We start from the raw sequence: 14,020 nt of genomic DNA, 5'->3' as shown, positions 1-14,020 counted from the left end.
AGGGAGCTCCATTCCGGCTCGCCAACCCCAGTTTGCGGTTCAGTCTGTCGTTGACCTCGCGGAATCCCAGGCCCGTTCTCGCGACCAGCTTGGCGAGCAGTTGCCGTAGTTCCGCCTGCGGAGAGAGCGGTGCCCGAGCAGCAGACGGAGTGCGCTCCACGGGCCCGAACAGAGCGATCTGATCATCGGGCGGGGGCGATCCGCGGCGGCGCGACGACGAACTGGCCATGTACCCCTCGCGATCTCACAAAAGCGACGACACGAAGAGTAGCGCTTCGTCACATAGGGCTTTCCTCCGCAGGAGCCTGCCACTTGTGATGGGTACGCTCACGGCGTGCCTGGACCGGGTCACACGTCCAGCACAGCCAGCCGGCCGGGACCGCCGCAACGCTGCCATTACTGCAGCCCTCAGCGGCGCACGCGGTGCGCTTCGGTCGCTGAGGAGTTCTGGCCGCGCGCTCCTCCACATCCCGTTTCCGCTCGGCATCGGCCATCGCCGGACGCTCACGCATGATGTGCTCATCGTGCCGCAGGGCGCTGAACGGAACCCACTGCGCGGGTACGGCATCAGCCGCATAACCCGACGCGTGGTACGTGCAGCGCTGTTTCATCCACCTGCTGATCTCTTCGGGGAACAGAGCATGCAGCCCGTAGACCCACATCGTGGTCCCGGCCCACAGCACGTCCTGCCCGGCCCGGCCCTGCATATAGGGGATCTCCACTTCCTCCCAGCGGCCCTCCCCCTGGGACACGAGCCCGGGGCAGCGCTCCCCCGTAGTGGCAGCGCGAGCAACGCACTGCAGGGCCTCAACCCGGCCGGCTCCCAGCCACAGCATGCTGTTGTAAGAGATCACGTGCCGGATGTCCTCAACATCCTGGACATGCTGCTCGGCGACGTCCTCCTCACAGCGGGGAGGCACCAGGTCCGGGATGAACTTGCCGGACGCGATGAGGTCTTCCGACCTTCGTCTGTACCGAGCGCGAACGTCGACGATCGAGGCCGGGACATCGTCGTCGTGCGCGAGCTGCGGGCAGAAGGCCGGGTGCGGAACCCAGCAGGTGGCTTCCCCCACGTCGCCGTGGAACGCGACCCCGCGGCTGACGTGCCACCTCATCTGCGGAGGGACCAGAGCCGACGGGATCGGCTTCGGCACCATCGGGATGCGCTGGTGGTTGTCCCGGTCGAAATACATCATCGGCAAACCGCAGTAGCGACACTTCGCCATCGCGTCCCGCCGAAGCGTGGTCGAGTGATTGGACCGGTGCAGCCACATAGTCCGACCGACGGCAAAACCACGCTCTTCGTCGGCTTTCGGAGTCCCATCCCAGTGGAAACGATTCGACACGAAGCTTCTTCTATCTCCGTGAAGCTCCCACAGCTCCCTATTCACCCCATCGAGGGCGTGGCCGCCGGATGTTGGCGGAACGTCGGGCAGTGCCGGCCATCCTCAGGACGCACCGGATACACCGTTCCAGGAGGCGGCCAGCGCGTTCCTACATCACGTAGACCCTCACGCGTGGTCGGGATCGAATCTCGGCTCTGTGCGCCAGCCTCTCCCCTCCACCCTCGGGGTAGGACGGAGCGGATGCCCTGGTCTTGACTCGGAGGCTCAACATGATGCGAGGGGGCGCCCGGATTGAACGACGAACTGATCCCAGCCGTGGCGAGTGCGGATGAATGTACTCACGGACGGGAGACGACCGGAGGGCATGGGCCGCCGTTGCGTCGGCCTTGTTCCGCTCCCGGCTGTGGCCTGCTTCTGAGAATCGGCGGTGCTACCGCTCCTTACCGACCGTGGGAAGCCCTCCGCGATACGGGCGGTAGCGGATCCGTTGGTTCGCGGCGCGATCGCTGCATAGCGATCCTCTGTCGTCATGAGGACCACGATGCCGGGCTCACAGCCAGGGGACGTGAAGTTTGGAGTTCCGGGAGTGTCAACGGCCACTCAGTTCTCCCCGGAGGCGGCCAGTAATTCTCCCCACTGGCGGCCAGTAGAACTTCCCCAACCGCGGCCAGATATCTCCCCGCTGTTGGTGGGTGGATCAGCGCAGAGGGATCACCCCCTGACCGCTGGTGGCCTGGTTGAGCCGGAAGGAATCACCCTGGGTGACCACGACGTGAGCGTGGTGCAGGAGCCGGTCGACGGTAGCGGTGGCCAGGGTCTTGGGCATGATCTCGTCGAAGCCGGACGGGTGGAGGTTGCTGGAAACGGCCAGCGCCCGTCGTTCATAGGCGGCATCGACCAGTCGGTAGAAGCCCTCCGCGGCGTCCGGTGAGACGGGCAGGAGCCCGATGTCGTCGACGATGATCAGGTCGGTGCGGATCAGCCGGGCCATGGCCCGGGCGAGCGAGTCGTCCGCGCGGTGACGTCGGACGAGGGCTCCGAGGTCTTCGATGGTGAACCAGGCGACGGTCATGCCGGCCTCGATGGCGGCCTGGCCGAGGGCCTCGGTGAAGTGCGACTTTCCGGTGCCGGAGGGCCCGCAGATGCAGAGGTTCTCCTTGCGGGTCACCCACTCGAGCATCTTCAGCGAGTCCTGGGTTGGCCGAGGAATCGAGGAAGCGGTCTCGTCCCAGTCGCCGAAGGTCTTGCCGGCCGGGAACCCGGCCCGCTTGCGGCGAGTACGAAGATTCGCGGCGTCCCGGCCGGCGGCCTCCTCGGAGAGAAGGACGCGGACAACCTCGGCGGGGTCCCAGCGTTGGGCCTTCGCGGTGGGGATCAGGTCGGTCAACGCCCGCCGGATGTGCGGGAGTTTCAGTCGCCGGGTGAGCTCGATGGCCTCGGCGAGGGGATCGCCGTGGGTGCCGGTGACGGTGCGGATCGGAGTGGCCATCAGAGCTCTTCCTTCTCATCGGCGATGCCGAAGTTGGACCAGGCGGAGGTGCCCGGCTGCAGACTGTGATCTTCGGAGGGCCGCGTGGGCTCGACTGTTTCCAGGCCGACTTGGTAGGTGAGGATCCGGATCAGGTCGTTCTCCGCGAACCGTCCGGCGATCGCCGCCGACCCCAGAGCCCGGTCGACATCGGCGGCGGAGTGGAGCTTGGCCAGCGCGACCGCCTCGGCCATCTTCGACTTGACCCGGCGGGCTCCTGCCGCCCCGGCCTCGATCAGCCAGGACGCAGCCCCGGGACCGAGCGCGAGGAAGGCCGCCTCCTCGGCGGAGTTCGCCCGCGGAGTCCGGTCGCCCTCCTTGTCCTCCCTCGGCGGGTAGTGCTCGTCCTTGATCTGTGGACTGCCGGGAGTCGAGCGGTCGTGGCGGGCGACCTCGGCCGGCCCGTCCTCGGCGACCGCGGTGACGATCAGCTCGTCGCCGTTGAAACGGGCCCAGACCCGGGTGTCGACGAGCTGGTGCGGCGCACCCCTTCAACGGAGATTGTGGCGTCCCAGTTCACCCGCCGGGTGGTGCCGAACGCGACCGCGAACGGCTCCTTCGGCAGCGGATGCAATCGCCCGCGTTCCTCCGCGAGGGCCTCGGCTGGCTTGCGCCGGGTCGCCCGGTGGACTCGCGTGTTGACCTCCTCGCAGAAGTCGCGGCAGGCCGCCTCCAGATGTCCGAAGGTCGGGTACTGCTCGAGCAGATTGGCGTCGGTGGGCACCAGATCGGCCTTCGCGATGCGGACGGTCGCCTCGGATCCGCCCTTGGTTTCCGGGTCGGCCGGCAGACACGTACGGATGGTCAGCCCGTAATGTCGGGCGCCTTCGACGATCTCCGGGTTGCGGACCGCGATGTTCGCGACGTGCATCGTGGTGACCGTCTTCTCGTTGTCGGTCAGCGCATAGGCCGGCACCCCTCCTATTCGCCGCAAAGTGGTGTCCAGGCAGGCCACGATCGTCGGCAGGGTCTTGTCGAACACCGGAATGACGACGCGGAACCGGGACCAGGCCAGCCAGGCGCACCACAACGAAGTGCGACGTCCACCGATCCGCGGCCCCTCGCCCCAGTCCCACTGCAGCCACAATCCGGGCTCGGTGATCCACGGCCGATAGACCCGCCGCGATCCGGCCCGCAGGCTCGCTTTGACCTCCGCGACCACCCGCCGGGTGGTCCTTTCCCCGCCTGTGAAGCCCATCGCCGTGATCCGCCGGTGCACGACATCGGCACGGATCCGGCCGTGGGAGTTCACCACCAACTCTTCGATCTTCGCGAGGTATTCGTCGATCGGGCGGGCCCGGTGCTGCCGCTCGGTCGGGCTCTTGCCCTCGGCCCGAGCTTGCACATACCGGGCCACCGTGTGATGGCCGCAGCCGGCCAGCTCGGCCGCCGCTCGGTAACTCCCCGTGAGGTCGTATGCCTCCAGGATCTCCATGATCTCCCTGCTGTTCTTCACACCGGCCAGCTTCGCTGACCGGTATCGGTCCAGTTCCGGGGAGATATCTAGCCGTCCGTGGGGCAATCCTTGGCCATGGGTGGGGCGCTAAGTGGCCGCCTACGGGGAGTATCTACTGACCGCCGTCACGGGAGCCTAGTGTTGTTGTTCTGCCGGCCGACGCCGCCCCAGACTGTGCTGGCTACGTTGGGGTCATGGTCAGCGGGCGATGCTCCGCACCCAATGTTCGAGATAGGCGTCATCGTCAACGCGCGTCTCATATCGGAACTGGTGGCGGGTCAGTAGTCGCTTGCTAGCTTCGTTCCTCCGATGGACCTTGGCCCACACCAGGACACCGCGGTCGGCCTCTTTCTCGACATCGAGCGCTGTGTACAGCGCGTCGAGGAGAGTTTCGTCGGCTACACCACTACGCGTGCGCCGATGACGAGCAGCGATGGCGAGGTAGCCGATCAGGCGGTTGCCGTATCCCTCAGCTGGCGAATACTGAGGGAAGACCGAGTCCCACCGGTTGAGGGTGTAGGCCGCCGCGATGCCATCCTCGTCTTCCGCAACGCGCAAATGAGGATCGGTTCCCTCAAGCTGGCGGAGCTTGTGCCAGACATCCTTCTGGAAGAACCTCTGAACGCTTTTTTCCCAGGTACGTCGTGGCGGCGGGAGGGGCAGGGTGCAGACGAAGCCTGCAATCGCCTCTCGGTCCCGCTCTTCTTCGGCTTCTCTCCAGGGACGCAGGGTCACAGGCGTGGCGGCAACTTCGTCGATGGCAGGTCCTCATCGCGCATTACTTCGCTCACCTGCGCTGCCTGCCTACGAGTCATCGGCCGGAAGACTCTGTCCGTCATAGACGGCTTGGGCTTAGCCGTGACGCTTCGAGGGTTCAGCTTCGATGCCCTCGTAGGCAGCTTCGTCACCTTGACGCGCTTCTCGGTCTCCCGCTTCCGCGTCGGCGTGTCAGCCTCAACCAACAGTTGGAGCCCAGCCGCCTTCGCGGGCAGCGGGCGTCGGCCGGCCTTCGGTACGTTGCGATCAGTCCGGGCCAGGTTCTCCGCAGGCTTGGTGCCGCTCGTCGCGTCCTTCTGCACACGTTTCTGTGTCTTTGCGGCACGCTTGACCGCTCCAGAAAGGCCCATGCCCCTCCGCTGCGCTCCTGAGCTCTGTTTGCGTGCCACCCGGCCAGCCTAGGCGATCGATGCAAGGGACGGCAGGGCCGCGCACAGTTCGGCATACTCTCACGCTTCGCTATATTCGAACTTGTGATCCATTTTTGGAGGAATGCTGAAGCTGCTCCGGCGCCGGACAGGCCGGCCTGGGTCCGCCTTTACTCGCCGTACGAGGTGATCCGCGTGAACCCGTTCGTGGACGGCGACTCGTACACGGGCATCGCGCGCGCCAGCTACGAAGCCTGCGGGAGGCTCGCCTACCGTCTGCTGCTGTGGCCGCGCCCCGACCGGTCACCTTCCGGCTGGTACTGGTACGACCCCGCCCGCATGCGCCGCCGCATTTACCCCACCGCAGGGATCCGACCGTGACGGACCTCGAAGATCCGGTGGAAGCGCGGCCGTGGCGGGAGGCCGACGGCCCACAGCCCACCGTGTCGACGTGGCCGCTCACCGATCCGCCCGCCCTGTGGGTACGCCAGAACGGCAGTTGGAAATGGGCACCGGTGACCGCCCGTCAGGACTGGCCCGACGGCCGGGTCGCCTACCAGGTACTAATCGACACCGACGGCACGACGTCGAAATCGCACCGCACCTACTGGTGGCCCCACGACGGACTACGCGTCGCCCACCGCAGCGCCGCCGACCCCACCACAGAAGCCGGCCGCGGCGGAGACCTGCCCCGCCCGCCACGACGCGTGAAGTTCGCCTGACCGCCGGCAGGACAACGAACAGCCCCGACCGGGATCCGGTCGGGGCTGTTCGTACGAGCTGTGGCCGTGAAGGGCGGTCGCCTACGCGGCGAAAAGCTCCATGAGGCTTCAGCCGAACGATCTTCCTCATGGGCAATAGGTGAGGCCCGGGGACACTGTCCCCTCCACGTCCACGCCCTCTACAACAGAGCCGCCTGCCCCTGCATTCCCCGACGTTGGCGGAGCTCACGACTCGCTTGGCGAGGCTCCGCCCGGGCCGGGCGCATCGGAACGCAGAACCTGCAAGGTCTTCTCACAGGCCTGGGCGATGTGCTCCCGGAAAGGCGCGACCCTCGGGTTCGTCACCGCCTCCCGCCGCAAAGCGGCGAGTGCCTCGATCCACTCGATGGCGTCCTCGGGCAGCGTGTAGGGCTGCCCGCTCAGACGCTGCGCCGGCCGCGGCGCCTGCGGCATCCGGCCCGCGTCCGGGAGCACCCGGGTGCGCACCACCGTCTCGGTGCGCTGCACGATCTCGCGCACCGGGTCAGTGCTGCGGCCTCCCTCGCTCACCGGGCGGCCGGCGCGCTCTTCCGCGCTGCGCACCTCCCAGGCCCGCCGCCGGTGCACCGGACTACAGAAGCGCGGCGGCCGGCCCCGCCCGCTGTACGCAACGGGCTCGCCGCACCAGGCGCAACTGCGCTCCACCAGCTGCTCGCGCACCGTCGATTCCTTTGCGGGAGGGCGCTGCACAGCTGCGACCGCGTCTGGCTGCGCCTCACCGTCGACGCTTCTTTTCGTCACAAACGAAACTCTAAGGCCTTTGCTTCTGGGCTTTTCGACGGGGCCCCTTCACCGAGCCCGGAACGTCCCCCTCGGTCGGAGCAGACGCCGGAGGGCTTCCGTTGGGTGCCGGCGTCTGCTGGGCCGGATGGCAGGTCGAGATCTCTTCGCGTAGCCGGGGGTTGCGGGCCTTGCTGGCCGGTCGTGTACCTCTGATCGGGCCCGGGGCGCGAGGCAGGTAACCGACGCGACAGCGACCCGGTAGCGAGGCAGACATTCAAGAGCTCTAGCCTCGCCGTTTCACTTGGGTACGGCTGGTGGGGCGGAAATGCGAAAGTGCCTTCCTGACCTGGGACGATGAACCTTGCTGAGGGGTTCTGTCGGTCCAGGCGGAGGGCACTTTCTACGTGCAGGCTATCGGGTTGCGTCCCAAGATCCAGGTCAGTGCAGATGGTTCGGGGGTGGTCGGTCATGCCGGGGCACGGTTACTGGCCGATCTCGCTGATGCCACCGGGCTGACCGCCGCGTACTCCACCGCGCTCAGGCCGCTTCGGCCGCGCGGGACCGGGCATGATCCTGGCCGGATCGCCACCGACCTGGCGGTGATGCTCGCCGACGGCGGTGAGGCCATCGCGGACCTGGCCGTACTGCGGGACCAGGCAGGGGTGTTCGGTTCGGTCGCCTCGGCACCGACGGCCTGGCGACTGCTCGCCGACACCGACGAGAGGACACTGGCTTCTCTGCGCGCGGCGCGTGCCCAAGCTCGGGAAGTCGCCTGGATGCAGGCCGCCGAGCAAGGCGAGGGCATACCCGCAGTCCGGGCCGCGGGACGCATTCTGCCCGGGCTGGTCCTGGACCTCGACGCCACGCTGATCACCTGCCACTCCGAGAAGGAGCAGGCCGCACCTACCTATAAAGGCGGCTTCGGCTTCCACCCGCTGCTGTGCTTCCTGGCCAACACCGGCGAGGCACTGTCGGGCCGACTGCGTCCCGGAAACGCCGGTGCCAACACCGCGAGCGACCACATCACGGTGTTCGACCAGGCACTCGCGCAGATCCCCGACGCGCAACTTCACGGCACCGACATCCTCGTCCGCACCGACAGTGCCGGATCCGCGAAAGCATTCCTCGCCCACGTCCGCGACGTGCGGAAACGAGGAATCCGTACCTTCTTCTCGGTCGGATACGCCATCACCGAGCCGGTCCGCCGAGCCATTCGGGCCATGCCCGACCGCCTCTGGCATCCCGCCCTGGACCAGGACGGGACTCTGCGTGATGGCGCCGAGGTCGCCGAGCTGACCGGCATGGTCGATCTGGACGGCTACCCGGCCGGCACCCGCATCATCGTGCGCCGAGAGCGGCCGCACCCCGGAGCCCAGCTGTCCCTGTTCGACCAGGACGAGGGCCTACGGCATCAGGTGTTCCTCACCGACACCCCGTACTCCGGTGGCGGTTCCGCCCAGTTCCTCGAGGTCCGCCACCGCGGACATGCCACTGTCGAGGACCACATCCGGTGCGGCAAAACCACCGGCTTCGGCCGCTTCCCCTCCCGCGACTTCGCCGTCAACGCCGTCTGGCTCGAACTCAGCCTCGCCGCGATCGACCTGCTCGCCTGGACCCGTGTCCTCCTCCTGGACGGGGAGCTGGCCACCGCCGAGCCGAAGAAACTCCGCTACCGGCTACTGCACGTCACGGCCCGCCTCACCCGCGGCGGCCGACGCCTCCACCTGCGAATATCGGCGACCTGGCCCTGGAGACACGAACTGGCCACGGCCTTCCACCGCCTCGCCGCACTGCCCCGACCCGCCAGCTGACCAGCAAACCCCCGTCCGCCCACGACCCGAAAGAACCCGGAGAACCCGACCACCGCGCCGGGACTCCGACCTGCCCAAGCACCGAAATCACATCGGCCACCCAACAGTTGGCGATCAGCGACGCCGCCTCAGCCCAACCGAAACGGCGAGGCTAGGCCCTCGAATGCGCCTGGCCCGGCTGGCAGTTTCGAGGACTTGCGCTGCTTGCTGCGCTGTCCGTCAGAGTGCCGCCAAAGATCTGGACGGCCCCTGTTGCTGTCCTGCCCCACCCCTGCGAACCAACGGGTGAAGGCACCCCGCTCTGCCCTCTCACCCTTTCTGGAGTCTCACGATGGAACGACCCACCCTCCACGACGCTTTCAGCACCTTGACGGGCGGCACTCTGGCCGCGATCGGCGCGCTCTCGTCATGGATCGCAGTCTTCGTTCTGCTCCCCCGCCTGCTGATGGCACTGGCCCACTTCATGACGCAGGGCTGTGCCGCCTGGACCGCTTCACGCCGTGACTCCATGTGGATCAGACACGAGGACCGGCTCCTGGCGCTCGTCGACCCGCTGGTCGGCCTGCAGCACCTTGAGCGGGTACGGCACAACAGTGTCCAGGGCACGGTGCAGGGCCAGGCCGCGGCCGCCGACTCCGGGAACGAGGGCCCTCCGCAGGAATCGCCCCCGTGACGGCGAAGGTGAGAGCAGCACGCGTGGAAGGGATATCGCGTGACCTGGACGCTGCCCGAACCCATGCTGAGCACTCCCACCCCCCGGCCTGACCTGCCGCCGGGGATGGCGGGTGAGCCTAAGTGGGATGGCTACCGAGCGCTGCTCTCCGTCGACGAAGGAAAGGTGGAGCTCCGTTCACGGCGAGGCACAGACCTGCGCGCAGCGTTTCCGGAAATCGTGTCAGGTACCGCGCAGCTGCGCGACGGCACCGCCCTTGATGGCGAACTGGTCGTGTGGGAGAAGGGCCGGCTGGCCTTCGAACGCCTCCAGCACCGCCTGCAACGACGGGGGACCACAGCTGAATGGGCAGCAGGCGAGCGGTCGGCGCACTTCGTCGCCTTCGACCTCCTGCGCCTGAACGGCAACGACATCACCAGCTGGCCCTACCGGCGCCGCAGGACCGCCCTCGAATCCGTCTTCTCCGCCCGCCGGCTCACCGCCCCCTGGACGCTCTGTCCATCGACCACCGACCAGGACGTCGTGAACGAATGGCTCACCTGGGGAGCCGTCGGCATGGAAGGCGTGATCTACAAAAGACTCACCGAGCCGTATCGACCCGGAGCCAGAGCCTGGTTGAAATACAAGCCGCGCGAGACGACGGAAGCCATCGTCGGCGCGATCACCGGCCCCCTCGCGACGCCCCGCACCTTGCTACTCGCCCGGCACGACACCAGCGGCAATCGGCAGTACGTCGGCCGCACCACCACCCTGACCGCAGCCGCGAGCGGCAGCATCGCTCCCCTGCTCACTGTGTCATCCGATGAACATCCCCGGACGGGCTGGACGTTCTCAGCTGGGTGGGGCAGCCGCGACACCCTGGACGTCACCCTCGTACAGCCGGACGTGGTCGGGGAGGTCGGTGTCGACGTCGCCCGCGACAGCGCCGGCCGCTGGCGCCACCCCGTCCGCTGGCACCGCCCCCGCACCGACCTCTCCCCCTCCGACGTCCCCCACATCGAGCCCCGATGAGGAGGGGGACTTCGCCGATCGGAGCACGTTCGCACAGCTTGGGCACTCCCATTGGGCCATGGTGGGCGGCAGCCACGATGCGCCCGGTCCGGGACGGTAGGCCAGCAGTTCCATGTCCGCGGTCGGCTCGCCGCAACACGTCCGGCTGCCTGGCAGACCATGAGGGTCCCCGTCGTCAGCGGGTGCCGCGTGTACCGCCTTGATGCCGACGGCAGGCACGTCCGGCCCGAAGCCCTGGAAAAGAGTCTTGCTCAGTTCGCGCGTCACGACGATCTCCATGGCGCCACCCTCGGGGATCAGCCCGACCGCCGCACCCCGAGGACGTGGCAGCGGGACCGGCATTCATGCCACGCGCGGAGCCGAGAGGGGTGGGGTGCTTACGGCGTAAGCACCCCACCCCCGGACTCCTCGAACACCCTGTGGGTGCTTACGGCGTAAGCACCTCTCTAGCTACGCCATGAGGAGTTCGATCAGTTGCTCCACCTGCTCGGGGCTGAGACGGACGCGAAGCTCGTTGGCAATCGACTGGAGCTCGTCGACCGGGTCTGGCTGGGGGTTCTCGACGGTCGCGCCGCTCGGTTCGCCGCTGCCCGCCGCCAGGGCCGGTGCCGTCTTCGCTGTCCTCTTCGGTTGCAGACGCTTCTTGGCAGCCCGTTCTTTCAGTACCTCATCAGCGGCGTTCTGTTGTTGCTGCTCGGGCAGTTGGCCGACAGTGCGGGCAATGTCGAGAGGCAAGGACTTCTCGGAGACGGCCTGCTTGAGCTCGGGGGTGAGGTTGAGCAAAGCAAGCCGCTGGGTGACCCATCCACTGGACTTGCCCAGCGACCTGGCGACCGCTCGCTGCGAGCCATGCACTTCGACAAGCCTCTGAAGGGCTCGCGCTTCATCGAGCGGTTCGAGATCTTCGTGTTGCACAGCCGCCGTGAGGGCCGTCTCCAGGATGGTGTCCGCATCGCAGGCAAGCGAGTCGTCCACGTAGACGGGAAGATCATCGAGTCCGGCAAGGTTGGCCCCGGCGAGACGCCGGTTGCCGTCGATGACGACGTACTCCGCCTTGGCGATGTCCTGCGCGTGATCAGGGTGAGCTGATAGGAACGCGTCGCGGCTGACGACGGTGAGGGGCTGGATGATTCCCCTGCTGGCGAGACTGTCTGCCATTTCTTCTATGGCCGCGAGAGTCACGCGGGGGTTGTACGGGTTGGGCGCGAGTCGGCCAACCGAGACGCGAGGGCTCTCGCGCGGCACCTCAAGGGGTTCTGCGGGGGGAGGACCGGACTGTCCGGCGAACGCAGCAAAGCTGGCGGCTCGACTGCTCATGGGCTGGGTTACGGCGTCAAAGGTGGCGGATCCGCCGAGGGCGTCGGCTTTGCTCATGTCAGTCTCCGAGCGATCTCTCGCATGTGATGGGCCTGGTCGGATTCGGGAGAGTAGGCCAGCAGAGCTCGCTGCAGCCGCACGGCTTCGCGCTGTTCCTTCAGGTCACCGATGACGGCAAGGACAGGAGGCGAGCCGAGGCTCTTCCATTTGTCCAGTGAGGACGTCGCGATGAAGCCGCGCCGCGAGTCGTACTTGTTGACCACGAGTCCGAGTTGCTCGACCTCGATGTCGTAGTCACCAGTCAGAGACCCGACTTGGTTGATGAGCATGCCGTAGGCCTGCGCGGAGGTGTCTTCTGCCTCGACCGGGATGACGAGGCCGGAGGCGCCGGTCCTTTCCCCGTCGCGGCGGCGGCCATAGTAGATGGCCGCGTCCATGGCCAGCCCTAGGCTGGGTGGCGAATCGATGACGATGACATCGAAGTGCTCTTCCAACGGGGAAAGTGCTCGCTCGAGAGCTGCGTGCCGCGGGCCACGGAACATGGTGAGCCCGGAGTCGAGCAAGAAGGCATCGAAGGCTGCGGGCAGGATTCGCAGCCGGTCACCGAAGCGCGGTTCGTCTATGGCGACGGTGAGATCAATGAGGGGGCTACGGACCTGCTCGCGGTTGAGCATGTGCGTGATGAGGCTCTCGCCGCCAGCAGGGATCGCTTTAAGGCCTAGCTGATGGGAGAGGTGTCCTTGGGGGTCGTAGTCGACCATCAGGACGCGCAGTCCGAGTCGGGCTGCCCAGCGCGCGAGGTCTTCTGAGCTACTGGCCTTGTCCGTCCATAGCGTGGGGTCTTCGGCCAGCGCCTGGGCAAGGCCGGCCGTGACGGCGGTCTTGCCTACGCCGCCCTTTTGGTTACAGACGATGATGCGACGCGGCGGAGCGGATTCGAGGGCTGCGGGATTCTGGTCAAGCCACAGGGCTACTGCCTGGGCAAGCCCTTGGATGTAGGAGACGTTGCGGGTTGCACAGTCCCGCTTGAAGTCGTCGTAGAGGCCTTCGGGTAGCCAGGTACCGAAGGACTCGGCTCCTGCCGTATCGACTACGGGGAGGGGTTCGGGATGCTCACGCCAGGCCTGGATGCCAGATGTGACAGCGTCCTGAACGTCGGTACTGAGCTGCGCTGCCCTGACTTTGAGGGCTTGCCGGAGGGAGGCGGGCAGCTTCGACACGAGCTTTTCCCGCTCACCTCCCGAAGTCGGAGATGCCATGCGCGGCAGCATACTGCCGCACGTGGCGCATACATGCCCGGCATGCCGTCCTTTTCACTCTGATTGGCGTTAGCTGCTGCCGCCGAGGGTGCTTACGGCGTAAGCACCCCCGTGACTCGTGGTTCGTGGCCGCAACGCAAAGAGGGCCTGTACTCAGCGAATTCGCTGAGTACAGGCCCTCTCGTGACAGCAGCTCGGGCCTCAAGTGGCCCACTTGCCAAACAGGTCGTGGTCCGGGTTGGGGATGTTCACCGCCTTCAGCGCAGCTGCGGGGTGGCGCATGGCGGTGATCGGTACGACGTCGGCTTCATAGTCGGGGGCCCATGCCATACGCCAGGTGTCGTCCCACTCGCAGTTGCATGGATGGTCGGGGTGGGGGTGATAGAGGAACGCGCCGTGGACGTGGACGGCGCGCGGGATGCGGGGGATGAGTACGGCGGGGTCGTCGCCGGGGTAGAGGTGGAGGCTGCGCCAGCCGTGGACTCGTGCCATGTAGGCGGCGGCGGCTTCGATGGTGTCGGCCCACGTCTGGTGTCCCAGGATGATGAAGCCGGCCGGGTAGAGGGCGTCGTCCCCAGAGGTGGAGTCCAGGCCGGTGACGAGCAGGCCGCGGTAGTCGATGAACCCGTGCCCGGCTGTGCCGTCGGCGCAGGGGGTCCAGAGGTGTTCGGCGGGCTCGGTCGTTCCGTCGTCCGCTTCGCGCGTCGCGATCTCGTACGTGGTCGTCATGGGTGGGGGAGTCCCGTCTGGGTGCGGGTGGGCAGGGCGTTGTGGAGGCGGCCAGCCAGGAGGCGTCCGGCGTGCTTCTTGCCAACGCGGCCCATGCGGACTGCGTCATGGGCGGGGCGGGCGTCTTCTTTCCAGGTGCGGCCTTGAGGGTCGATGAGGGTGACGGTGCCCCGGTCGTGTCCGTGGTCTTCAGGGCCGGCAGCGGTCTCGTAGCAGTTGGCTTCGGCGAACTCCTCGTGGGCTTCATCGACCGGCGGTGAC

The 14,020-nt window shown here is 67.2% G+C and carries 13 protein-coding genes and 1 pseudogene; 6 read left to right on the top strand and 8 right to left on the bottom strand.

What is annotated here, in order from left to right:
* Positions 1–278 precede the first annotated feature (278 nt).
* The 4 genes and pseudogenes from OHB41_RS50925 to OHB41_RS50910 all read right to left on the bottom strand — a co-directional run bounded on the left by OHB41_RS50925 (position 279) and on the right by OHB41_RS50910 (position 5,065).
* Positions 279–1,346: a DUF6083 domain-containing protein gene (locus OHB41_RS50925; RefSeq protein WP_266709466.1), complete on the bottom strand. Its 1,068-nt coding sequence runs from the start codon at positions 1,344–1,346 to the stop codon at positions 279–281.
* 697 nt (positions 1,347–2,043) lie between these two features.
* Entirely contained in the window at positions 2,044–2,835 is a 792-nt protein-coding gene (gene istB / locus OHB41_RS50920) for an IS21-like element helper ATPase IstB (RefSeq protein WP_266639805.1), read from the bottom strand.
* Positions 2,835–4,330: pseudogene (gene istA / locus OHB41_RS50915) on the bottom strand (IS21 family transposase). The gene istB and the pseudogene istA overlap by 1 nt, the downstream one beginning before the upstream one ends.
* A 198-nt stretch (positions 4,331–4,528) precedes the next feature.
* Positions 4,529–5,065 (bottom strand): hypothetical protein, encoded by a 537-nt coding sequence (locus OHB41_RS50910; RefSeq protein WP_266709464.1) that lies wholly within the window; start codon positions 5,063–5,065, stop codon positions 4,529–4,531.
* Between the two features lie 605 nt (positions 5,066–5,670).
* On the opposite strand from OHB41_RS50910, the gene OHB41_RS50905 reads away from it, so the two are divergent.
* Positions 5,671–5,856 (top strand): hypothetical protein, encoded by a 186-nt coding sequence (locus tag OHB41_RS50905; RefSeq protein ID WP_266709462.1) that lies wholly within the window; start codon positions 5,671–5,673, stop codon positions 5,854–5,856.
* Positions 5,853–6,197, top strand: a complete 345-nt coding sequence (locus OHB41_RS50900; protein ID WP_266709460.1) for a hypothetical protein — start codon at positions 5,853–5,855, stop codon at positions 6,195–6,197. Before OHB41_RS50905 ends, OHB41_RS50900 begins: the two co-directional genes overlap by 4 nt.
* 225 nt (positions 6,198–6,422) lie before the next feature.
* Here OHB41_RS50900 and OHB41_RS50895 read toward each other — a convergent pair whose 3' ends face one another.
* Entirely contained in the window at positions 6,423–6,896 is a 474-nt protein-coding gene (locus OHB41_RS50895; protein ID WP_266709458.1) for a hypothetical protein, read from the bottom strand.
* 437 nt (positions 6,897–7,333) lie between these two features.
* On the opposite strand from OHB41_RS50895, the gene OHB41_RS50890 reads away from it, so the two are divergent.
* From OHB41_RS50890 to OHB41_RS50880, 3 genes are all read left to right on the top strand, one after another.
* The gene (locus OHB41_RS50890; RefSeq protein ID WP_266709485.1) at positions 7,334–8,770 is read left to right on the top strand and encodes an IS1380 family transposase; all 1,437 of its coding nucleotides are present in this window, start codon (positions 7,334–7,336) and stop codon (positions 8,768–8,770) included.
* Positions 8,771–9,101: 331 nt separating this feature from the next.
* Positions 9,102–9,443 carry a hypothetical protein gene (locus OHB41_RS50885; protein ID WP_266709456.1) on the top strand — a complete coding sequence of 114 codons (342 nt, stop codon included), beginning with the start codon at positions 9,102–9,104 and terminating at the stop codon, positions 9,441–9,443.
* 63 nt (positions 9,444–9,506) lie between these two features.
* A complete protein-coding gene (locus OHB41_RS50880; RefSeq protein WP_266709483.1) occupies positions 9,507–10,454 on the top strand; it encodes an ATP-dependent DNA ligase in 948 nt (315 codons plus the stop codon).
* Positions 10,455–10,904: 450 nt separating this feature from the next.
* On the opposite strand, the gene OHB41_RS50875 is transcribed toward OHB41_RS50880, so the two are convergent.
* The 3 genes from OHB41_RS50875 to OHB41_RS50865 all read right to left on the bottom strand — a co-directional run bounded on the left by OHB41_RS50875 (position 10,905) and on the right by OHB41_RS50865 (position 13,759).
* Positions 10,905–11,828, bottom strand: coding sequence for a ParB/RepB/Spo0J family partition protein (locus OHB41_RS50875; RefSeq protein WP_266709454.1), 924 nt, complete (start codon positions 11,826–11,828; stop codon positions 10,905–10,907).
* Positions 11,825–13,030, bottom strand: a complete 1,206-nt coding sequence (locus OHB41_RS50870; RefSeq protein WP_266709452.1) for a ParA family protein — start codon at positions 13,028–13,030, stop codon at positions 11,825–11,827. Before OHB41_RS50870 ends, OHB41_RS50875 begins: the two co-directional genes overlap by 4 nt.
* 201 nt (positions 13,031–13,231) lie before the next feature.
* Positions 13,232–13,759 carry a hypothetical protein gene (locus tag OHB41_RS50865; RefSeq protein ID WP_266709450.1) on the bottom strand — a complete coding sequence of 176 codons (528 nt, stop codon included), beginning with the start codon at positions 13,757–13,759 and terminating at the stop codon, positions 13,232–13,234.
* 71 nt (positions 13,760–13,830) lie between these two features.
* Between OHB41_RS50865 and OHB41_RS50860 the strand changes: the two genes are divergently transcribed.
* A complete protein-coding gene (locus OHB41_RS50860; protein ID WP_266709448.1) occupies positions 13,831–14,019 on the top strand; it encodes a hypothetical protein in 189 nt (62 codons plus the stop codon).
* Position 14,020 lies beyond the last annotated feature (1 nt).

Origin of the sequence: Streptomyces sp. NBC_01571 (assembly GCF_026339875.1) — a bacterium.
Classification (GTDB): Bacteria; Actinomycetota; Actinomycetes; order Streptomycetales; family Streptomycetaceae; genus Streptomyces.
Note: the sequence above shows the minus strand (reverse complement) of the source record. Positions and strands in the feature narration are given on the sequence as shown.